General features: G+C 72.8%; 21 protein-coding genes. 15 read left to right on the top strand and 6 right to left on the bottom strand.

The window, feature by feature from the left end; genetic code table 11:
• Positions 1–32: 32 nt before the first annotated feature.
• Positions 33–1,412 (bottom strand): acetyl-CoA C-acetyltransferase, encoded by a 1,380-nt coding sequence (locus tag ACFUMH_RS12035; protein ID WP_378205380.1) that lies wholly within the window; start codon positions 1,410–1,412, stop codon positions 33–35.
• 158 nt (positions 1,413–1,570) lie between these two features.
• Between ACFUMH_RS12035 and ACFUMH_RS12030 the strand changes: the two genes are divergently transcribed.
• Positions 1,571–2,530 (top strand): TetR/AcrR family transcriptional regulator, encoded by a 960-nt coding sequence (locus ACFUMH_RS12030; protein ID WP_378205377.1) that lies wholly within the window; start codon positions 1,571–1,573, stop codon positions 2,528–2,530.
• Entirely contained in the window at positions 2,527–4,614 is a 2,088-nt protein-coding gene (locus ACFUMH_RS12025; protein ID WP_378205374.1) for an acyl-CoA dehydrogenase, read from the top strand. The genes ACFUMH_RS12030 and ACFUMH_RS12025 overlap by 4 nt, the downstream gene beginning before the upstream one ends.
• A gap of 7 nt (positions 4,615–4,621) precedes the next feature.
• On the opposite strand, the gene ACFUMH_RS12020 is transcribed toward ACFUMH_RS12025, so the two are convergent.
• The 4 genes from ACFUMH_RS12020 to ACFUMH_RS12005 form a co-directional block, all read right to left on the bottom strand.
• Complete coding sequence (locus ACFUMH_RS12020; RefSeq protein ID WP_378205371.1) at positions 4,622–4,828, bottom strand: hypothetical protein; 207 nt, start codon at positions 4,826–4,828, stop codon at positions 4,622–4,624.
• A complete protein-coding gene (locus tag ACFUMH_RS12015) occupies positions 4,825–5,355 on the bottom strand; it encodes a hypothetical protein (protein ID WP_378205368.1) in 531 nt (176 codons plus the stop codon). Before ACFUMH_RS12015 ends, ACFUMH_RS12020 begins: the two co-directional genes overlap by 4 nt.
• Before the next feature lie 84 nt (positions 5,356–5,439).
• Entirely contained in the window at positions 5,440–5,886 is a 447-nt protein-coding gene (locus ACFUMH_RS12010) for a pyrimidine dimer DNA glycosylase/endonuclease V (RefSeq protein WP_378205365.1), read from the bottom strand.
• 10 nt (positions 5,887–5,896) lie between these two features.
• Entirely contained in the window at positions 5,897–6,727 is an 831-nt protein-coding gene (locus ACFUMH_RS12005) for an alpha/beta fold hydrolase (protein WP_378205362.1), read from the bottom strand.
• Positions 6,728–7,090: 363 nt separating this feature from the next.
• Here ACFUMH_RS12005 and ACFUMH_RS12000 point away from each other — a divergent pair, with 363 nt between their 5' ends.
• The 13 genes from ACFUMH_RS12000 (at position 7,091) to ACFUMH_RS11940 (ending at position 21,500) form a co-directional block, all read left to right on the top strand.
• Positions 7,091–13,318, top strand: coding sequence for an RHS repeat-associated core domain-containing protein (locus tag ACFUMH_RS12000; RefSeq protein WP_378205359.1), 6,228 nt, complete (start codon positions 7,091–7,093; stop codon positions 13,316–13,318).
• Positions 13,319–13,322: 4 nt separating this feature from the next.
• On the top strand, positions 13,323–13,808 hold the full coding sequence (locus ACFUMH_RS11995) for a hypothetical protein (protein ID WP_378205356.1): 486 nt from the start codon (positions 13,323–13,325) through the stop codon (positions 13,806–13,808).
• Positions 13,809–14,106: 298 nt separating this feature from the next.
• The gene (locus ACFUMH_RS11990) at positions 14,107–14,457 is read left to right on the top strand and encodes a hypothetical protein (RefSeq protein ID WP_378205354.1); all 351 of its coding nucleotides are present in this window, start codon (positions 14,107–14,109) and stop codon (positions 14,455–14,457) included.
• Positions 14,458–14,553: 96 nt separating this feature from the next.
• Positions 14,554–14,691 (top strand): hypothetical protein, encoded by a 138-nt coding sequence (locus ACFUMH_RS11985; RefSeq protein ID WP_378205351.1) that lies wholly within the window; start codon positions 14,554–14,556, stop codon positions 14,689–14,691.
• Between the two features lie 195 nt (positions 14,692–14,886).
• Positions 14,887–15,249: a hypothetical protein gene (locus ACFUMH_RS11980; RefSeq protein ID WP_378205348.1), complete on the top strand. Its 363-nt coding sequence runs from the start codon at positions 14,887–14,889 to the stop codon at positions 15,247–15,249.
• A 48-nt stretch (positions 15,250–15,297) separates the two neighbouring features.
• Positions 15,298–15,639 carry a hypothetical protein gene (locus ACFUMH_RS11975; RefSeq protein ID WP_378205345.1) on the top strand — a complete coding sequence of 114 codons (342 nt, stop codon included), beginning with the start codon at positions 15,298–15,300 and terminating at the stop codon, positions 15,637–15,639.
• Positions 15,640–15,772: 133 nt separating this feature from the next.
• Positions 15,773–16,276: a hypothetical protein gene (locus ACFUMH_RS11970; protein WP_378205342.1), complete on the top strand. Its 504-nt coding sequence runs from the start codon at positions 15,773–15,775 to the stop codon at positions 16,274–16,276.
• 225 nt (positions 16,277–16,501) lie between these two features.
• Positions 16,502–17,473: a polymorphic toxin-type HINT domain-containing protein gene (locus ACFUMH_RS11965; protein WP_378205339.1), complete on the top strand. Its 972-nt coding sequence runs from the start codon at positions 16,502–16,504 to the stop codon at positions 17,471–17,473.
• A gap of 3 nt (positions 17,474–17,476) precedes the next feature.
• Entirely contained in the window at positions 17,477–18,130 is a 654-nt protein-coding gene (locus tag ACFUMH_RS11960; RefSeq protein WP_378205336.1) for a hypothetical protein, read from the top strand.
• A gap of 712 nt (positions 18,131–18,842) precedes the next feature.
• Entirely contained in the window at positions 18,843–19,208 is a 366-nt protein-coding gene (locus ACFUMH_RS11955; RefSeq protein ID WP_378205333.1) for a hypothetical protein, read from the top strand.
• A 96-nt stretch (positions 19,209–19,304) separates the two neighbouring features.
• The gene (locus ACFUMH_RS11950) at positions 19,305–19,970 is read left to right on the top strand and encodes a polymorphic toxin-type HINT domain-containing protein (RefSeq protein WP_378205330.1); all 666 of its coding nucleotides are present in this window, start codon (positions 19,305–19,307) and stop codon (positions 19,968–19,970) included.
• A gap of 266 nt (positions 19,971–20,236) precedes the next feature.
• On the top strand, positions 20,237–20,371 hold the full coding sequence (locus ACFUMH_RS11945; RefSeq protein WP_378205327.1) for a hypothetical protein: 135 nt from the start codon (positions 20,237–20,239) through the stop codon (positions 20,369–20,371).
• Between the two features lie 37 nt (positions 20,372–20,408).
• Entirely contained in the window at positions 20,409–21,500 is a 1,092-nt protein-coding gene (locus ACFUMH_RS11940; protein ID WP_378205324.1) for a DUF2599 domain-containing protein, read from the top strand.
• 73 nt (positions 21,501–21,573) lie between these two features.
• On the opposite strand, the gene ACFUMH_RS11935 is transcribed toward ACFUMH_RS11940, so the two are convergent.
• Positions 21,574–21,765 carry a hypothetical protein gene (locus ACFUMH_RS11935; protein ID WP_378205321.1) on the bottom strand — a complete coding sequence of 64 codons (192 nt, stop codon included), beginning with the start codon at positions 21,763–21,765 and terminating at the stop codon, positions 21,574–21,576.
• Positions 21,766–21,892 lie beyond the last annotated feature (127 nt).

The following is a 21,892-nucleotide window of genomic DNA, read 5'->3' as shown; positions in this document are numbered from 1 at the left end:
GGCCCGGGGGGTGGCGGCGTGCGGCCCGGCGGTCAGGCGGCCTCGAGGATCGCGGTGAGGCCGAGGCCGCCCGCGGCGCACACGGACACGAGGGCGCGCACGGGGGAGTCGTCCCCGGCGGCGACCTGCGCTGCGCGGCGGCGGTGCAGCTCCTTGGCGGTCGTGGCGACGATGCGCCCGCCCGTCGCGGCGAACGGGTGGCCGGCGGCCAGGGACGAGCCGTGCACGTTGAGCCGGTCGACGTCGACCGTGCCGAACGCCCCGTCGAGGCCGAGGCGCTCGCGGCCGAACTCCTCGGACTCCCAGGCCGCCAGGGTCGTGAGCACCGTGGACGCGAACGCCTCGTGGATCTCGACGTACTGGAAGTCGTCGAGCGTGAGCCCGTGCCGCGCGAGCAGGCGCGGCACCGCGAACACCGGCGCCATGAGCAGGCCGTCCACGCCGTGCACGAAGTCGACCGCACCGGCCTCGGCGTCGACCACCGCGGCGAGCGGCGTGAGGTCGTGCTCCGCCGCCCAGCCCGCCGAGCCGAGCAGCACCGTCGAGGCGCCGTCGGTGAGCGGCGTCGAGTTGCCGGCGGTCATCGTCGCCGGGGTGTCGAGGGAGAGGCCGAACGTCGGCTTCAGCTTCGCGAGCTTCTCCAGCGACGTGTCGGCGCGCAGGTTCGCGTCGCGCGTCAGGCCGCGGAACGGCGTGACGAGGTCGTCGAAGAAGCCGGCGTCCCAGGCGGCGGCGAGGCGCTGGTGGCTGCGCAGCGCGACCTCGTCCTGCGCCTCGCGGCTGATGCCCCACTGCGCCGTCGTCAGGGCCTGGTGCTCACCCATCGACAGGTGCGTGCGCGGCTCGGACGTGCGGGGCGTGGCCGGGGCCAGGTCCTTGGGGCGCAGGCGGGCGACGGCCTTGAGCCGCTGCTGCGGGGTCTTCGCGTGCGAGAGGTCCAGCAGCACGCGGCGCAGCCGGTCGCTCACCGCGATGGGCGCGTCGGACGTCGTGTCGACGCCGCCCGCGATGCCGGACTCGAGCTGGCCGAGGCGGATCTTGTTCGACAGCGAGACGACGGTCTCGAGGCCCGTCGCGCAGGCCTGCTGCACGTCGTACGCCGGCGTGGTCGGCGACAGCGCGGAGCCGAGGACGGCCTCGCGCGTGAGGTTGAAGTCGCGGCTGTGCTTGAGGACGGCGCCGGCGGCGACCTCGCCGATCCGCTCGCCCTGCAGGCCGTAGCGGGCGACGAGCCCGTCGAGGGCCGCGGTGAGCATGTCCTGGTTGGACGCCTGCGCGTACTTGCCGCCGGCGCGCGCGAACGGGATCCGGTTGCCGCCGAGCACGTACGCGGCGCGCGGGCCGCTCGTGGCGGCGTCGGCGGCGCTCGCGCTGCTCGGGGTGGTGCTCCGGTCGGGGGTGGAGGCTGCCATGTCGGGGCGTTCCCTCTCGCATCGGCACTGATGACGGGCTCGTGCCGGCGTGCGACCGCCGTCCGCGTCGGCGCGCCTGCCCCGAGGGCTGTGGCGCGTCGAGGGACGTCGGTCCCGGCTGATGTCCGAAACCCACAGTACCTGATACCGTCGGTTGCGTGAGGTCGGTCACCCCGGGCCCGTCGAGGACGACGGCCCCGCCCCCCGCGGACGACGACGCGGCACCCCGCGTCGCGCCGGTCGGCGTGCCCGCGGCCGTGGTGGACGCGGCCGCGGCCGACGACGTCGCGGACGCCGCCGCCGACGGGCGCTCCACCCGCTGGGCCGACCACCGCGAGGCCCGCCGCGCCGAGCTCGTCCGCGTCGCACGCCGGACCGTGCACCACCGCGGCCCGGACGTGTCGATGGAGGAGATCGCGGCCGCCGCCGGCACGTCGAAGTCGATCGTCTACCGCTACTTCACCGACAAGACGGGCCTGCAGATCGCGGTCGCCGAGGCCGTCGTGCTGCAGATCCAGGGCGCGCTCGAGGGCGTGCTCCGCATCGCGCCGACGCCCCGCGACGGGCTGCGCGCGATGGTCGCCGTGTACCTCGAGATGATCGAGTCGTCGCCGCACGTGTACGCGTTCGTCACGCGCGACGGCTCGGTGGAGTCCGGCGGCCCGCTCGGGCACTTCCTCGACTCCGTGACCGCGATGGTGGCGGCGCCGTTCGCCCGCGGGCTCACCGAGGACCGTGACGCCGGCACCGCCGCCCGGCCGGACGCGGCCACCCGCGCGCTCGCGGAGTCCTGGGCCGCCGGCGCGGTCGGCTTCGTGCGCGGCGCCGGCGAGTGGTGGCTCGCGCACCGCGACGAGCCCGGCACGCCCGACCGCGAGGCGCTCACCGCGCAGGTCGCCGCGTGGCTGTGGGCCGGCCCGGTCGGCCTCCTCGCCCGCGACCGCCCGCCCCGCGACCGCCCGCCGCGCGACGTCGGCGCGCGGGACGGCAGCCCCGGCAGCACGTCCGGCGGCACCCCCGACAGCACCCCGCACGACCCCCGCACCACCGCCCACCCGGCACAGACCCACCAGCCCGGCAGCGACGACGCGGCCGGCACCCCGAGGGAGCAGCGATGACCACCACGACCGTCCGCCCCGAGGCCCGTCCCGCACCCGCCGCCGGCGCCCACGACGGCGCCGACCGCGTGGACGTCGCCGCGCTCGAGAACCTGCTGCTCGGGCAGTACGCGCAGCTGCGCCGCGAGGCGCGCGCGATCACGGCGGACCCCGACTTCCAGAAGGTCGAGGGCATGCCGATGGCGGAGCACCGCGAGCGGGTGCTGCACCAGCTGCGCCGGCTGGAGGCGGAGCACGACGTGCTGCGCGCGTTCCCGACGCGGCTCGGCGGCGCGGACGACCACGGCGGCTCGCTCGCGCGCTTCGAGGAGCTCGTCGCCGCCGACCCGTCGCTGCAGATCAAGGCGGGCGTGCAGTGGGGTCTGTTCGCGTCGGCGATCCTGCACCTGGGCACCGAGCACCACCACGACACGTTCCTGCCGGGCGCCATGCACCTGGACGTGCCGGGGGCGTTCGCGATGACGGAGACGGGCCACGGCTCGGACGTCGCGTCCATCGGGACGACGGCCGAGTACGACGCCGACGCGCAGGAGTTCGTCCTCCACACCCCGTTCCGCGGGGCCTGGAAGGACTACCTCGGCAACGCGGCCGTGCACGGCACCGCGGCCGTGGTGTTCGCGCAGCTGGTCACGGCGGCGCCCGGGCAGCCGCGCGTCAACCACGGCGTGCACGCGTTCTACGTGCCGCTCCGCGACCCGCGCACGCACGAGTTCCTGCCGGGCATCGGCGGTGAGGACGACGGCGTCAAGGGCGGCCTCAACGGCATCGACAACGGCCGCCTGCACTTCGACCACGTGCGCGTCCCGCGCACGCACCTGCTCAACCGGTACGGCGACGTCGCGCCCGACGGCACCTACTCGTCGCCCATCGCGAGCCCGGGCCGGCGCTTCTTCACGATGCTCGGCACGCTCGTGCAGGGGCGCGTCTCCCTCGACGGCGCCGCCGTCAACGCGAGCAAGATCGCGCTCGCGATCGCGGTGACGTACGCGAACCAGCGGCGCCAGTTCGCCGGCGGCGGGTCCGACGAGGTCACGCTCCTCGACTACGGCCAGCACCAGCGCCGGCTGCTGCCGCTGGTCGCCGAGACCTACGCGGCGACGTTCGCGCACGAGGAGCTGCTCGCGGCCTTCGACGACGTCTTCTCCGGCCGCGGCGACACCGCCGAGGGCCGCGAGGACCTGGAGACGCTCGCAGCGTCCCTCAAGCCGACGTCGACGTGGGGCGCGCTGCGCACGATCCAGACGGCCCGCGAGGCGTGCGGCGGCCAGGGCTTCCTCGCGGAGAACCGGCTTACCGGCCTGCACGCCGACATGGACGTGTACGTGACGTTCGAGGGCGACAACACGGTGCTCTACCAGCTGGTCGCGAAGCGGCTCCTCGCCGACTACGCGAAGTCGCTCAAGGACGTGCAGGCGGACAAGGGCGACATGGCGCGTTTCGTGGCCGAGCGTGTCGCGGACGCCGCACTGCACCGCACGCCGCTGGTGCGCGCCGTGCAGGCGCTCGGCGACCTCGGGGACGCGCGCCGGTCGGTCGGCCAGCTCCGCGACGAGCAGACGCAGCGTGACCTGCTCACGGACCGCGTCGAGGCGAAGGTCGCGCAGGTCGCGCAGGCCCTCGCCCCGGCCCGGCGGATGAGCCCCGACAAGGCCGCCGCGCTGTTCAACGCCCACCAGCACGAGCTCATCGAGGCCGCCCGCGCGCAAGCCGAGCGCGTGCAGTGGGAGGCGTTCACGCGCGGCCTCGCGCGCGTCGAGGACCCGGGCACGCGGCAGGTGCTCACGTGGCTGCGCGACCTGTTCGGCCTCACCCTCATCGAGCGGGACCTCGCCTGGTACCTCGTCAACGGGCGCCTGTCGGCCGGCCGCGCGCGCACCGTGACGTCGTACATCGAGCGGCTGCTCGCGCGCCTGCGCCCGCACGCGCAGGACCTCGTCGACGCGTTCGGCTACGGGCAGGAGCACCTGCGCGCGCCCATCTCGTCGGGTGTCGAGCACGAGCGCCAGGAGGAGGCGCGGGCGTACTACCGGGCGCAGCGCGCGTCGGGCGACGCGCCGATCCCGGAGAAGCACCACAAGCGCTGAGCCGTCGTCAGCGGGGGCGAGGCTCCCGTGCCGTGGATCCGTCGACGGCACGGGAGACCGCCGACCGGGGGGAGATGACGACGGCGCCGGCGCGGGCCTCCTCGACGAGGCGCCGGCGCGCACGTCGGACCGCTCTCTCGTCGCCCCCCAGGTTCATCAGCAGGTCGGGGTCGACGACGAGCTTGCGCGGCGTCCGTGTGTCCTTGGCGCTCATGCGCTCCCACCTCCCGAGCCGGTCAGGACCGGCCACAGCTCGAGGATACGTCCGGCTGCTGTCGCACCGACAGACGTGACGAGAAGAGCGGCCGCGAGGAGGACGAGCCGCCGCTTGCCACGCAGCTGCTCGCCGGCGCCCTGCACGACCCAGGCGGTGAGGTCCGTGACCACCGCCACCACGTCGTCACGGTCGTCCTGGTGGTACCTCTCGACCAGCTCGGCGGGAGACACGGTGTTCATCGTGGGCATCGCCAGCGGTACGGCAGACACGAGTGCCGCCGCGCTCGCCATCACGAGTGCGACCGTCCGCGTCCACGCCGGCAGCGCAGACGAGTCGGCGGTCAGCATGATGCCGACGAGCACCCCGGCGAAACCGACGAGCACCCCGGCACGCTGGTCCATCGCGGCGTGCAGCTGGATCTGCGTCTGCTCGGCCCGGCGCGCCTCGTCGAGCAGCAGGTCGGCGGTTGACGGCGCCGGATCGTGCACCACCACGACCTGTGGTCGTCGCCAGCCGAGCACCATGGCGCGAGTCTGGCAGAGTGCGCGGGGACCGGAGGGCCCGCACGGACGTCCTGTGGACGAGCCGGGCCGCCGCCGCGGCGGCGCTCACGACGCCCTCTCCCAGCGCTCCACGTCGCCGGGCACGACGACGAACAGCGGGTGCGGGGACGCGCGTCCGACCGCCGCGACCCAGCGGTGCCGCTCCGGCGAGCGCTCGGCGAGCTTCGCCAGCAAATGGGCGAACTCCAGCTGCACCTGGCCCGACGTGACGGACATGCGGCCGACGCCGCGCGTCCGGGCGTCGTCGGGCAGGTGCACGCGGGCGGGGTCGTACCGGTAGCCGCGACGTGCCGCCTCGTCCCGCACGGCGTGCAGGTAGGCGGCGATCGCCACGACGGGTTCCGGCTGCGCGCGGAACCGGTCGAGCTGCGGGTGCTTCGTGAACCCCTTGGTGCGGTCGAGCAGGACCGCCTGGGCGAGGAGCGCCTCGCGCCAGCACGCCGTCAGCCCCTGGCGGTCGAGCAGCGCGGGATGCAGGGACCAGAGCCTCATCGACCCGCCGTCACCGCACGTTGCCCAGCACGGCGGCGGCGACGTCGGCCGGCCGGTGCTCGGGGAGCCAGTGGTCGGCGTCGAGCGCGACGTGCAGGTAGTCGCCGTCGACGTACCGGCCGGTCGCCGCGACGGACGCGGGCGCGAAGAACGGGTCCCGGCGGGCGGCGACGTACGTCGTCGGGACCTCGACGCGGGCCGTGCCGCCGCCGCTCGGCACCGGCAGCGCGCGGTACCAGGCGAGCGCGGCGGTGAGCGCGCCGGGCTCGCGCATCCGCGCGACGTAGCGGTCGGCGCGGTCGGCCTCGAGGCCCGCGCGCGTGAGCGAGCTGCGCAGCCGGGCGCCGCCGTCGGCGAGGAGCAGCCGCTCGGGGACGCCCGGCAGCTGGAAGAAGCCGACGTACGACGAGCGCACGGCCTGCCCGCGGAGCAGGCCCGCGCGCATCGAGGCCGGGTGCGGCGTGCCGAGCGCCGTGAGCGACGCCGTCCGGTCGGGCTCGCGCGCCGCGACGGCCCACGCCACGGCGCCGCCCCAGTCGTGGCCCACGACGTGCGCCGCCTCGACGCCCGCCGCGTCGAGCAGCGCCACCACGTCGGCCACCAGCTCGGGTACGACGTACGGCCGCCGACCGCGGGGCCGGGCGCCGGGGGAGTAGCCGCGCTGGTCGGGCACGAGCACGCGCACACCCGCACGCGTCAGCAGGGGCACGACCGCGTCGTACGCGCTGCCGTCCTGCGGGAAGCCGTGCAGGAGGACCGCGACCGGCGCGTCCGGGTCCGCGCCCGCGGGCGGGTGGTCGCGCACGTCGAACCGCAGGCCGTCGCGCGTGAAGTGGTCCATCCCGGCAGCACAGCACCGTGCGCGATGCCGTGCCACCGGTCGCCGGGCCGACGGCGCACCCGCGCGCGGTGAGCCGGGCGCGTCCAGGACGTGAGAGTTCTTTCATGAACACGCGCGACATTCGTGGTCGGCGCCGCAAACGCGGGCGAATCGGACACACGTCTCCACCTGCACGGACGGCGCGTCGAACGCCCGCCTCCGCGTCGGTGGCCACGCCGTGGACGAGTGGGAGCGGTCTCACCATGCGGTCGCCGCCTGGCGGTGCAGCCGCGCCGACCCCTTGGGTGTCAACCGGCTCGGCCGCTGCAGGGGGCGGCCGCGAGGCGCGGTGACGGTGTCGTCGGCGTGCGCAGGGGGTGTCGCATGTCCGCGCGTCCAGGCTCGTCCGTCGTCCGTCCGTCCCGGCTGCACCGGGCCGTCGGCGCCGTGGTGGCGCCCGTCCTCCTCGCGACGGGGCTCGTGCTCGTCCCGCAGGCGGCCGCGACCGCCGGGCCCGTGCCGGTCGCCGAGGACGGCGCCGCACCGGTCGAGCGGCCGCTGCCCCGCAACGCGGTCCGCACCGGCGGCCCGGACGAGGTCCCGGTCGAGCCGCCGGCCGTCCCGGTCGCCGCGCAGGCGCCCGTCGCCGCCCCGATGCGGCCGGGGGTCGCGCGGTCGGCGCTCGCACCCTTCGGCGCCGCGGCGGGTGCGGCCGCGCCGACGGCCGCCGCGGCGGAGCAGGCGGTCGCGGCCGACGGTTCCGCCCGCGACCTCGTCGTGCGGCCGGGCTACCTGCTGGGCGACACGTCGCTCGTCGTGTACTTCGACGCGGACGTCGCCGACGGCGACCCGACGTCCTGGGCGCGGTGGCGCGCGACCGTCACCGACGCGGGGACGGGCGCGCAGCAGGCGTCGGCCGACCTCGGCCGCGAGGACCTGTCCCGCTGCGGCGCGCCCCGCGAGTTCTGCCGCAGCTTCGGCGCGGCGGACGGGTGGACGCTCGACCCGGCCCGGCAGTACACGGTGACGATCTCCGTGCTCGCGCAGGACGGCACGCCCACCGACTCGGCCCCGTCCGCCCCGGCGCACCCCCGCGCCACCGTCACCCCGCCGGCGCTCTCCGACGCGCAGGCCGCCGGGTGCGCGTGCTCGACCGTCCTGGGCCGCACCGTGGACGGCCAGGAGCTGCGCGGGGCGCTCGTCAACACCGGCACCGGCGCGTTCAACCGCACGGAGCGCGACCTGACGATGACGTCGTTCGGCATCCCGTTCGAGGCCGTGCGCTTCTACTCCTCGGCCAGCACCGGCACCGGCATGTTCGGCGCGGGCTGGACGTGGACGTACGACGCGCGCGTGATCGCCCCCGAGGCGGGTGCCGACGCGGTCCGGGTGCGCGCCGAGGACGGCGCCGAGGCGGTGTACCGCCGCGCGGCCGACGGCTCGTGGACGCGGCCCGCCGGCGTCCGTGCGGTGCTGACGGACCGCACCGGGGGCGGCTGGGTCCTCACCCCGCCCGACCAGCGCCGGCTCGAGTTCGACGCCCAGGGCCGCCTGCTGTCGGTGAAGGACGCGCGCGGGCACGGCATCACGCTCACGTACGCGGGCAACGGGCTGCTCTCGCAGCTCACCGACGCCGCGGGCCGTGTCGTGCGGGTCGAGAACCGCCAGGACGTGCGCGCCATCAGCAAGCTCACCCTGCCCGACGGCCGCAGCGTGCAGTTCGACTACGAGTCCGGCCGCCTGGCGAAGGTCCAGGACGCGCGGAGCTACACGTGGCAGTACCACTACGACGCGCAGGGCCGCCTCGACCATGTCACCGACGCCCGCGGCAAGCGCGACGTCACGACCACGTACGGCGCGGACGGCCGCGTGACCCGGCAGACGGACGCGACCGGCGCCGTCACGACCTTCGCCTGGGACGCGCAGGAGCAGGTAGCGACGACCACCGACGCCGACGGCGTCGTCTCGCGCGACGGCTACCGCGGGAACGTCCTGCTGTGGAGCCGCAACGGCAACGGCGACACCGTGACGTACCGGTACGACGAGCGGCTGAACGAGTCCCTCGTCGTCGACCCCGAGGGCAACCAGTCCGGCGCGCTGCACGACGCCAACGGCAACCCGGTGGAGCGGCACGCCCCCGCGCCGTTCGACCACGTCGAGCGCAACGCGTTCGACGCGGGCAACAACCTCACGTCGCACACGGACGGGCGCGGCAGCACGTGGTCGTACGCGTACGACCAGAACAACGAGATGACGAGCCAGAAGGACCCGGAGCAGACCGACGGCTACCGGTACTCCTACGACGCGCGCGGCCTGCTCGCGACGCGCACCGACCCGCGCGGCAAGGTCACGCGCTACGAGTACGACGCAGCCGGCAACCGGACGGCGGAGGTCACGCCGACCGGGCGGCGCACCGAGTTCACGTACGACGGCACGGGCCGTCTGGTCTCGGTCGTCGACCCGCGCGGCACGGTCGTCGGCGCGAACAGGGACCAGTACCGCACGCGGTACGCGTACGACGCCCAGGACCGCCTGGTCGAGCGCCGCGACCCGGGCAAGAACGAGCCGGTCCGGACGACGTACGACGAGCTGGGCAACGTCGTCGTCGTCACCGACCAGCTGGCGAACTCGTCCCGGTACACGTACGACGACACGAGCCGGCTGGTCACGCTGAAGGACCCGATCGGCAACGTCACCGAGTACACGTACACGAGGGCCGGCCGCACGGCCTCGGTCACCGACGGCGAGGGCAACCGCACCACGTGGACGTACGACGGGCAGGGCCGCGTCGCCACGGAGCGCCTGCCGCTCGGCAACGCCGGGCGCCGCGACGGCGAGTCGGACGCCGACCTCGAGAAGCGCCGCGCGGCGTACACGACGACGTTCCGCTACGACTTCCGCGGCAACCTCGTGCGGGCCGAGCGCCCGGACGCGCAGGGCCGCCTGGTCCAGGTCGACTCGACGTTCGACGAGCTCGGGCGCCCGGTGCGGCAGGTCGACGAGCTGGGCGCGCAGACCGGCATGTCGTACGACGCCGCCGGGAACGTCACCGGCATGACGGACGAGAACGGCGACGCCCTCGGCCTCACGTACGACCGCGCGAACCGCCGCACGGGCGGCACGGGCGTCGACTCGCCCGCGCAGATCGAGTACGACCAGCTCGGGAACCCGACGCGCCAGGTCACGGCCGCGGGCGGCGTCATCACCTGGGAGTACGACGACGACGGCCGACCGGTCGCGATCACCGAGCCGCGCGGCCACCTGCCGGGCGCCGACCCGGCGGCGTTCACCACCCGCTACGCCTACGACCAGGCGGGCAACCCGGTCGAGGTGCGCGACCCGCTGGGCAACGTGACGCGGTCGGCGTACGACGCGGTGGGGCGCCTGGAGTCGTCGACGGACGCCGCGGGCTCGGTGGTCCGGTACGCGTACGACGCGGCCGACCGCCTGCTCACCGTGCGCGGCCCGGACGCGACGAGCGACCAGCAGGCGCTGCGGTACACCTACGACGCGAACGGTCAGGTGACGGGCCGGCGCGACCCGCGCGGTCACGAGACCAAGCTCGAGTACGACCGCGCCGGGCGCACGGTCGCCTCGACGGACGCGCTGGGCCGGCGCCGGGAGTACGTGTACGACGCGAACTCCAACCTCGTGGAGCTCGTCACGGCGCGCGTCGTCGAGGGCGACCCGCGGATCGACCCGAACCGCGAGGTGCGCACGGTCCGGATGGCGTACGACACGCTCGACCGGCCGGTGTCCCGGCAGCTCGGCACGCGCGGCGAGCTGTTCACGTTCGGCTACGACGCCAAGAACCGCCTGGTGTCGATGGCCGACCCGCGCGGCGTGCGCGAGCACGCCTACGACGCGACGGGCCGGCTGTCGACGGTCACCCGCACCGACACCGCGGGCAACGTCCAGGCGTTCTCGTACGGCTACGACGCCCAGGACAACCTGACGTCGCGCACGTACCCGGACGGCACGACGGTGTCCGCGACCTACGACGTCGCCGACCGCCTGACGTCGCTGACCGCCGAGGGCGCCGACCGGTCCGCCGCGACGTACCGCTTCGGGTGGGACGTGGCGGACCAGCTCACGTCGATCACCTTCCCCGAGGCCACCGGCCTGACGGAGGGGCGCACGTACGACGCGGCGGGCCGCCTGACGCGCGTCGCGACGACCCGCGCAGGGGGCGAGGTCGTCTCGGCGCACGACGTGGTGCGGGACGCGGTGGGCAACCCGACGCGGGTCACCGCGACCCGCACCGCCGGTGGCCCGGAGGTCGTCGAGGCGACGTCGTACGCGTACGACAAGGCGCACCGGCTGACCTCGGCCTGCTACGGCGCGGCGTCGTGCGCCCCGGGCGCACCGGCGGCGCAGCGGTTCGACTACGGCTACGACCTGGTCGGCAACCGCACGTCGCAGAAGGTGACGACCGCGACGGGCACGGCCACGACGGCCTCGACGTTCGACGCGGGCGACCAGCTCACGCGCGAGACGACGACCGTGGTCGGGCAGCTGCCCGACCTGCCGGACGTGCAGGCCGGCACGCGGGAGTACGCGTACGACGCCGAGGGCAACCAGACGAAGGCCGGCGACGAGGCGTACACGTACAACCTCGACCGGACCCTCGCGACGGCGACCGTCGACGGCGAGCAGACGCGGTACGCGTACGACGCAGCCGGCCTGCGCCTGTCGTCGGCGACGACGACCGCCGAGGGCGCGCTGGAGTCGACGGCGTGGACGTGGGACGTCAACGGCCCGCTGCCGACCATCGCCGGCGAGACGCGCACGGGCCCGGCCGAGACGGAGACGACGTCGTTCCTGTACGCCCCCGACGGCTCGCCGCTCGGCCTGGCGGAGGGCGGGGACGACTACTCCTCCTACGTCCGCGACTGGCTGGGCAGCACGTCGGCCGTCGTCTCGCCCACGGGCGACGCGCAGTGGGCGTACGACTACGACCCGTTCGGCGGGGTCCGGGGCACCGACCTCGTCTCCGGCGGGAAGCGCCTGGCGGACGACGCACCGGTCAACCCGCTGCAGTTCACCGGCGGGTACCGCGACGAGACGCAGTCGGACCGCTACCAGCTGCGGGCGCGCAACTACGACACGTCGTCGGGCCGGTTCGACTCGGTCGACCCGGTCGCGGGCTCGGGGCAGGCGACGGGGATCTCGCCGTACGCCTACGCGTCCAACCGGCCGACCGCGCTGACGGACCCGTCGGGCATGGAGCCGCGGCCGCAGCACGCCAGCGGAGCGACCCTCCCGACCGCGGACGACCCGTTCGCCGCGCAGCGCGAGGCCGCGAAGAAGGCCGTTGCCGAGGCGGAGACGTTCGTCGCACAGATCGGCGACGAGATCATCGGCCTGGTCATGGACCTGATCGGGTACACCGACGCCAAGAACTGCATCACCAAGGGCGACGTCGGGGCCTGCATCAGCACGGCCCTGAACGCGGTGCCCTGGGGCAAGATGTTCAAGGCCGCGAAGGTCGCCATCAAGGCGGTCGGCGTCGGCAAGCGCCTGGTCGAGGGGTACTCCCGGCTGAAGACCGCTCGCCGGGCCCTTGACGACATCCCGAAGGCGTCCCCCGCGAAGGTGGTCCCGGACACCGCCGCGGTGCAGAAGGCGAACACCGCGGTCTCCCAGGCGAGGAACGCCGCCACCGAGTCACGCCAGGTCGCCGCCCGCACGTCGAAGGAAGTCGACTCCGCCAAGAAGGCCAACCAGCAGGCCCGCAAGCAGGCGGAGAACCAGAAGAAGGAGTGCAACTCCTTCATCCCGGCCACCCGGGTCGTGCTGGCCGACGGCTCGACCAAGGCGATCTCCGACGTCCAGGTCGGCGACACCGTGCTCGCGGTCGCCGCCGACGGCACCACCACCCACCGCCAGGTCGTGGCCACCATCACCGGCCACGGCGCCAAGGACCTCGTCGACCTCACCCTCGTCGGCTCTGGCGGCGGCGGACCGCCCGGCGACACCACGATCACCGCCACCGACGGGCACCTGTTCCTCACCGCCGACGGCGACTGGGTCCCCGCCGGCGACCTGACCGCCGGTGACCAGCTCGTCGAGCCCGACGGCACGCCCGTCACCCTCGCCGCCACGAACCACCGGTCCGAGACCTCGACGGTCCACAACCTCACCGTCGACACCGACCACACCTACACCGTCACCACCACCGACGGCACCGACGTCGTCACCCACAACGACGGCGCAGAAGACGCGCTGCGTCGGGCCGGCGGCGACGTTCAGACCGGTGAGGCGTGCGACATCCCGCGGCCGGACGTCCTGGATCGCGTCAGCGCGACCCAGCCATCTCGTGATGTCGGCAGTGCGCTTCCCAAGTCGTTCAACCTGACGACGTCCGCAGGACAGCAGGTGTGGGTCAACCCCAACGCGACGAAGCACATCTGGGAGGAGACGCGCGGCCTTGCCGGGAGCCGATCGATCGCAGAGAAGCTGCGCCTGGAGAGCCTCGCGGGCGCTGTCGATGGTGCGACGGTCGGTAGATGGGACGAGATGCAGGTCTCGGGCGGGTGGGAGCTGATCTTCAGCGCACCCCGCTCGGCCGGCCTCAACCCGGTGCTCAAGCACGCACGACACCTAGGGTGACGGAGTGTTGCGCTACCACTCGAAGGACGAGGGCGTCGACCCGCTCGTCGAGTTCGACGACCATGTCCCCGTCACCGTCACGTGGCCCGACTACTTCACGCTCGAGGAAGCGCCCACCGCGCACATGTGCGTGTCTCCGGGGTGCATCGTCGAGGTGAAGACACGCAAGGGCTCCTCCGACGTCGTCGAGCTGGTGGTGATCACGGCGCGACCGCCAGCGCTTCAGGTCATCGACTCCGTCCTCGCACCGAACGGCGTGAAGCAGTGGGACGAGGGACCGTCGCTGACGCTGCCGAGCGATGACGACCTGCCCGCGCCGCGCCCGCTGATCTTCCACGACTGCTTCGTCCTCGCGTGGGGTGAGATCGGGGGGGTCCGGTGGCGACGGGCGGGGGAGCTGCAGTTCGGGCTCAACTCCTCGTGCTCCGTCCTCGCGCTCGCGGTGCCATGGTCGCGGGCGGAGGACCGGGCGATGCTCTTGGGCCGGTAGGCACGGCGCACCTCGGCCACGGCGCCGAGGACCTGGTCGACCTCACCCGTGTCGGCTCCGGAGGCGGCGTACCGCCCGCCGGGACCACGATCACCGCCACCGGACGGGATGCACCTTGCGGTCTGCTCGTCCATCCGCGAGATCGATACCGGCAATCACCGTGCCGCTGAACTCATTGCACGAGCGCGCCAGCATGCCGTCGACGTCAGTGGAGGCATCTCGTCGAAGACTCCCATCTTTCGAGGAACGGAGAACTGGCGTGGGTAGTCGTCGTGTGAGCGCTGTGGATCTTCTCGCCGTGCTCACCGAGCGATCGCTCATCGAGATCCGCCGGATGGGAGAAGCCGGCGAGCTGTACGTCGAGGACGAGGAGCTGGACCCGCACGAGCCGGCGGACGTCGATGTGCTGGCGCGGATGCACCTGCTCGCCGACATCACTCACGGCTTCGCGAACGTCCTCCGGATGAGTCCCTTGCGGAGACGACGAGCCGCGCGACACGCGTTGCGGTGGAGGTGGGCCGCCACCAGCGAGCCGGGCCGCCGATGGATGACATCGCGGCTAGCACTCCGCAGCCCCGGACACGCGGCAACGCTGAAGGCACTCGTCGAGAGCGGTGCCGACCTGCATGTCCGTGACAGCACCGACTGACATTGGGTCGGCGAGCTCTGAGATCCGGTTCCTCCAGCTCCTCGCGACACCGTCCTGGCCGTCGCCGCCGACGGCACCACCATCCACCGCCAGGTCGTGGCTACCATCACCGGCCACGGCGCCAAGGACCTCGTCGACCTCACCCTCGTCGGCTCCGGCGGCGGCGGACCGCCCACCGACACCACCATCACCGCCACCGACGGGCACCTGTTCCTCACCGCCGACGGCGACTGAGTCCCCGCCGGCGAGCTCAACCCCGGCGACCGGCTCGTCGACCCCGACGGCACCCCCGTCACCCTCGCCGCCACCACCCACCGGTCCGAGACCGCGACGGTCCACAACCTCACCGTCGACACCGACCACACCTACACCGTCACCACCACCGACGGCACCGACGTCGTCACCCACAACGACGACCTGCGCGGCAGGATGGCCTGCCCGAACGGGAACGTTCCGAGGACCCCCGACGGCAAGTACGCGCAGCGCGACGGCCAGAGGGGGCGCGACGGTGCGGCCGACGAGCAAGCAGCGTGGGAACAGCTGGAGCTCGACGGAGCGGACGTTCGTCGCGGCGAGACCCACGTGTCGATTCCCGGGATTGGTGCGCGGAAGTATGACGGCACCGTCCAGATCGACGGACAGTGGTATGGAGTCGAGGTGAAGGGCGGCAAGGCGAAGCGCAGTGCAGAACAGCGGGAGGCCGACGCCTGGCTCAACACGCCCGGCAACACCGTGCAGACAAAGGACGGGCGTACCCTCGTCGGCGTGTTCGACGTGTGGATCGTCCGGTGACACGCGGAACGAGCTGGCACTCGTCGGCGGCACCAGAGAAAGGGGTGTGTGTTGAGTTTCGATCTAGCATTCTGGTACGACGAGTCGACCCCGTCTCCAGATGACGCCTACGCCATCTACGACAAGCTCACCGAGGGGGAGATCGGCGTCGTTGCCGCCGACGAGGCGGTCTCGCGATTCCTCGACGACGTGCGCACCGCCTTCGCTGATCTCACCGACGAGAACGCCGAGACATCACCGTGGGCTTCGCCCATCTACGCGACAGACGAGTGTGTGATAGTCGCGATCTCAGGATCGCGTTCAGCCGACGTGGTGCCGAGTCTGCTGCGGATCGCATCAGATCACGGGCTCGTCACCTATGACCCGCAGAATGACGAGGTGCTCCGGTGAGCGAAGAGCATCGCGACCTGGGACACATCGAGGCTGTGGCCGCGCTCGAGTGCTGAGCGCCGGAGCGCAAGCCAGGCCAGGATGTCCGGCAACAATGGTCTCATCAAGACCGCATACCCCATCGTCGGACCGGATGAGTTTTCGCATCGAGTTCGTCGCGCGCGAGGAAGGTGCGCGGCACCCGCAGCACGAGGAGCCGGAGGTCTCTGGTGACTACGAAGTCGACGTGATGGCTGCGTGCGGGCTGATAGCCCAGGCCTCAGCCGGCGAGTTCGTGCTCGCCGGGTTCGGCCGGGACCGGTGGCCCCTCGACGTCGTGTACGACATGTCGTCGTTCATGGAACAGTTCCCGCGCCTGCTCCAGGCCGCGCGCACCGGGGAGGACGTCGAGCTCGACCTGTACGGACAGGGAATCGAGAGCTCGTTGTCCTTCCGGCCACACGGCGATGACGTGGAGATCCATTGTCTCTCACGCACGTCGTGGCAACCAAGCCCGCCTGTCGAGTCCATCGCCAGGGCCCGACTCGTGACGATGCTGGAGGATCTAGCGAAGTCGATGTCAGTCACTCTCAGCACCATCGCACCGCGTCTCGCTGCCGACGCGCCGTTCCGCCATTGGTCGCAAGGCATCGTCTGAGACCAGGGTCTCGCGGAAGCGCGAGGGTGCCGGTCAGCGTTGTGCGGACGCGAGGAGATCGGCGATGGCATCGCCGGGAACTCTGTCGTTTGCCGCGTACCGACTCGGCGAGTCGAGTCGCCGTTCCATCTCTTGGGGGTAACTGTCTGAGCGCGTCGGACGCCTCCGTCGAGTGGTGGCACGTCGGCGCAGACCTCCGATGGTGCTCGATCCGCTCCTTGGCGCATGCTTACCTACGGTCCCGACCACTGCAGTTCCGGCCTCGACTCCTCCCGCTCGGTCCTCGCGCTTGCGCTGCCCTGGACGCGAGCGAAGGACCGGGCGATGGTCCTGGGTCAGCAGGTAGTACTCCGTTCGCACCGCCTGGCCTCTAGTCACGTCGCCAGCAAGGCGATCTCCGACGTCCAGGTCGGCGACACCGTGCTCGCGGTCGCCGCCGACGGCACCACGACCTACCGTCAGGTCGTGGCCACCATCACCGGCCACGGGGCCAAGGACCTGGTCGACCTCACCCTGGTCGGCTCCGGCGGCGGCGGACCGCCCGGCGACACCACGATCACCGCCACCGACGGGCACCTGTTCCTCACCGCTGACGGCGACTGGGTCCCCGCCGGCGACCTGACCGCCGGTGACCAGCTCGTCGAGCCCGACGGCACGCCCGTCACCCTCGCCGCCACGAACCACCGGTCCGAGACCTCGACGGTCCACAACCTCACCGTCGACACCGACCACACCTACACCGTCACCACCACCGACGGCACCGACGTCGTCACCCACAACGACGACATCCGCGGTGCGATGGGTGACGCGCAGGATGCCAACGCGTGCCCGATCGGCGGCGGTGGCAATGCAGCCAACGCTGTCGGGGCCGCTCGCGAGCAGCGCGTGGCGGACCTGGTCGGCGGCACGGTGGCGAAGGGACCCGATGGGCAGGACATCAGGGTGGCAGCAGAGGGCTTCGGTCGAACCGGGCTGGATGTCTTGGGCCCGAATGGCGAGTACATCTTCGTCGGGGGCCCCGGAAAGGCAAAGAGCCTGTCGAGGTTCGGCACGGCACTCCAGAACGCGAAGGCCGCGGCAGATCAAGCCGGCGTCCGTGCCATGTACTATCTGGAAGAGGGCACCCCAACTACCGCCGTGGATCTCGCGAGGAAATGGTTCGGCGATGAGAATGTCTTCACGTTTCCGGCGGGGTGACTGGTGAGTGCGTCAGACGCGTACGTCGAGTGGTGGGAGGATGGCGCCGACCCGGAAGTACTGGTCGATCGGCTGCTGGCCGCAGGCTTGCGTACGTCCTTGACTACCCGTCCTGGCCTCGTCAACGTTCTCGATGACGAGGGAAATCGCACTCCGACGTCGGTGAAGGAGTTCCTGGAGCTCCTGCGCAGCTCGCGCAGACCGGTGGCGTACCAGCTGTGGTTCAGCGACAGCGAGGACCTCGTCGTGGAGCGTGTGCCGATAGACGCCCACGGCGCCGGGCTGCACCGCACGACGGCGTACCTCGACGCCTTGCCACCAGTGCAGTTCGACGTCGTCGTCAACGTGATGGCCTCGATGGTCACGGAGTTGCCGGACTCCACGCGCGCGTTCGTCCTCGATGCGTCGAACGACACCGCAGCGTTTGACTGGCTTCCTCTGGCGCGGGGCGGGCGGGTCGACGTGCCGCGGGTCGACGTGGTGGTAGCCCGGGCGGAAGCGGACGCGGTGACGCTCGATGGGTCGTGGGTGCAGGACGTACCTGCAGCGGGGCTCCGCTCGAGGGGATGGCCTCTCGAGCCGGAGCCGCATCCGCCGAACTGGTACCGCAGGACCCGGCGAGCCGCCGACACCTCGCCGTACGGCGGCCCCGAGTGAATGGACGAGTTCAGTGATGCAGCGCACCGCTATGACCGGCACGAGCCAGGTGGATCCGCACGTATCGAGTGCGAAATTCCCGTCGACGCCCCGGTGAGTTCGGCCGGCTGACCATGAATCGCTCATGGGTTGACGGCAGATAACCGCTGTTCTGGACGGTGAGTACACCGGCACGGTGGAGAACGTCTCCCTGGGGGGTTCTTGTTCATCTGGGGGACTGGACCAGGGTGCTCGTCGACCGGAGCAAGGCGGGAGAGGCGCCCTTGCAGCCGGGCACCTCGGTCACCGTCGTCGTACTGGACGAGTCACGGGCTCCGGTACGCGGGAGCCTGCTCCTCGTCGACTGGGAGATCGCTCGGCGACTTCGCGGCTCGGGGCCGTCCGGACGATGAGGTCGAACGCGCCCTACCTTCCCAAGGGAAGGAGCGAGCGCGTCCGCCAATTCATAGCACCGCGCCTGCGCGAGGAACGTACGGCGTCGCGCCGAGCGGCACGAGAGAGCACGTTCGTTGAGTTTCGAGCTGCATTCTGGCATGAGGAGCCGACACCTTCGGACGAGGCCGCGTCAACGCCCTGCTCCAGGTCGCCGACGGCACCACCACCACCGCCAGGTCGTGGCCACCATCACCGGCCACGGCGCGAAGGATGTGGTCGACTCCCATCTTCATCCGAGGAAGTGAGAACTGGCTTGGGTAGTCGTCGTGTGAGCGCTGTGGACCTCGTCGCCGTGCTCACCGAGCAATCTCTGATTGAGATCCGCCGGATGGGAGAAGCGGGCGAGATGTACGTCGAGGACGAGGAGCTGGACCCGCGCGAGTCGGCGGACGTCGATGCGCTCGCGCGGATGCACCTGCTCGCTGACATCACTCACGGCTTCCCGAACGTCCTTCGCATGAGTCCCTTGCGGAGACGGCGAGCCGCGCAGCACGCAGTGCGGTGGAGGTGGGTCGCGACGATCGAGCCGGGCCGCCGGTGGATGGCATCGCGGCTAGCGCTTCGCAGCTCTGCACACGCGGCAGTGCTGTGGGCGCTCGTCGCGAGCCGTGCTGATCGGCATGTCCGTGACAGCACCGACTGAGACCGAGTCGACGAGCTCGAGGATCGGGCTCGTCCAACTCCTCGCGACACCGTCCTGGCGGTCGCCGCCGACAGGACCACCACCCACCGCCAGGTCGTGGCCACCCTCACCGGCCACGGCGCCAAGGACGTCGTCGACCTCACCCTGGTCGGCTCCGGCGGCGGCGGCGGACCGCCCGCCGACACCACGATCACCGCGACCGACGGGCACCTGTTCCTCACCGCCGACGGCGACTGGGTCCCCGCCGGCGACCTGGAGACCGGCGACCAGCTGGTCGACCGCGACGGCACGCCCGTCACCCTCGCTGCCACGAACCACCGGTCCGAGACCTCGACGGTCCACAACCTCACCGTCGACACCGACCACACCTACACCGTCACCACCACCGACGGCACCGACGTCGTCACGCACAACGACGACCCGCGGCGCAAGGACCTGCGCGACTCCATCAGCGGGGCTACCGACGACTCTTGCCCGCGGGCGACGCCCGAGTCCGACTACACACTGAGGCACCGAAGCGAGCGCGCTGGCGATGTCGACAGGTACACGGAGGGACAGGCGACACGTGACCCGTTCTCTCACTATGAGTTCATGGATGATGACGAGTTCCTAGCGACGATCAACGGCGTCGAGGAGGGGCGGGGATCAATGTCTCGCGGGCAGGCACGATCCTCGACGGGCACCACCGCTGGGACGAACTTCGACGCCGGGTGGCCGCGGGGCGCATCTCACCTGAGACGCCCATCGACATCTGGGTGCTAGGCGGGTGATCACGTGACCTTGATCAGGACGGCGGACAGCGACTTCCGCATCTGCCGCATCGACCTCGACACGTTGGTACGCCTTCAGCAGTCGGCCGAAGAACAGGGCTGGTCGACGCGGTGGACGTCTGTCGAAGCGTTGCGATCGCAAGTGATCAGCGACTGGATCCTGCTTCAGACCTTCCAACGGCAACGAGCGACCAATGGCAAAGATGTCGTTCGGTGCCTCCTGTTGTTCGCGACCGCGAAGAACGGCAGCGCGGGGGAGTGGCGACGCTCGATGTGGACTCCTTCGCCTTAACGCTGCTCGACCGCATCGACGAAGACCCTGCTGTCCGCTCGGCGGTGTTCGACCTGTTCATCCTGGCGACAGGCGGCATCGCGATGACGACGAAGCGATGAGCGCGACCTGTCCGCCTTCACCCCGGCCACCCGGGTCGTGCTGGCCGACGGCTCGACCAAGGCGATCTCCGACGTCCAGGTCGGCGACACCGTGCTCGCGGTCGCCGCCGACGGCACCACGACCTACCGCCGGGTCGTGGCCACCATCACCGGCCACGGCGCCAAGGACCTCGTCGACCTCACCCTCGTCGGCTCCGGCGGCGGCGGACCGCCCGCCGACACCACGATCACCGCCACCGACGGGCACCTGTTCCTCACGGCCGGCGGCGGGTGGCTCGCCGCCGGCGGGCCGAGCGCCGGCGACCAGCCGGTGCAGCGACGACGCGTCTGCGGCTACGGTCGCGTCGTGGCGCGGCGGGGGTGGGATCGAGGCGTCGTCGCGGCGTGCGTCGCGGTCGTCCTCGCCGGGTGCGGGACGGTGCCCGGGTCCCCGGGCGAGAGCCCTCCGACGTCGTCCGCTCCGGCGCCCGCCGCGAGCCCGACGGCCCCGTCCGTCGGCGTCGTGCGGGACTCCGGGACGATGCTCGGCGGCGCGGTGGGCGCGGCGCTGCTGCCGGCGGCGGACGAGGTGCGGGTGGACGTGGGAGCGGGGGGCGACGGTGCGAGCACCGTCACGGTGACCGGGCCGGGGGGCGTGCTCGCGTGGGCCGCGCCGCCGCGGGGCGGCGGCGTCGAGCGGCAGGCGGACGGCTCGGTCGTGGTGCGCGACGCCGGCGGGGGAGTCGCCGTGGCGCTCGGCGCGCCCGACGGCGCCGACGGTGCACGGGCGTCCTGGCGCGTCGAGGGCGACGTCCTGGCGCTCGACGCCGCGTCGGGTGCCGCGTCGTTCGTCGTCGGCACGGCCGCGCTGGCGTCCGCGACGTGGGGCGAGGCCGAGGGCGGACGCTCGCTCGCGGTGGTGCCGGCCGGGTGGGTGCGGGGTGGCTCGCTGGCGGCGCAGGAGCTGCTCGCGGCGCAGCTCGAGGCCGCCGAGCCGGAGGCCGCCGCGCCCTCCATGCGGGCGCAGCTGTGGTGCCACGTGCTCGGCGCACCGGACAAGGACGCGTGGAACCTCGAGCCGTGGCGACCCGACGTCGGGACGGTCACGATGATCGCGACGAGGTGCAACCCGACCGACGACGACGTCTGAGGTGCCCGTGGGGCCGTCGCGGCCGTCGGCCCGGTCGGCGCGTGCGCTCGTCGCGGTCAGTCCTCGGGCGTGGTCAGTCCTCGGTCGCCGTGCGCCGCGTCGTGAGCACGAGCACGCCGCCCGCGAGCACCGCCGCGAGCCCGAGCGCCAGCACCGGGACGGCGGACGCCCCCGTCGCCGACAGCACCTCGGCGCGCTCGGGCCCGGCGGTGCCGCGCACGACGGGCGGCCGCGCCGCCGCGGCGTCGGAGCCGGCGGCGAGCACCTCGGCCCGCGGGGTGGACGCGGAGGGGGGGGGGGGGGACGGCCCGGGGGCCGGCCGGCGGGGCGGGGGCGGGGTGGAGGGCGGCGGAGGCGGCGCGGGGCGGCGCGGGGGGCCTGAGCAGGGAGCG

This window comes from Cellulomonas sp. NPDC057328 (genome assembly GCF_042667215.1).
Classification (GTDB): domain Bacteria; phylum Actinomycetota; class Actinomycetes; order Actinomycetales; family Cellulomonadaceae; genus Cellulomonas.
Note: the sequence above shows the minus strand (reverse complement) of the source record. Positions and strands in the feature narration are given on the sequence as shown.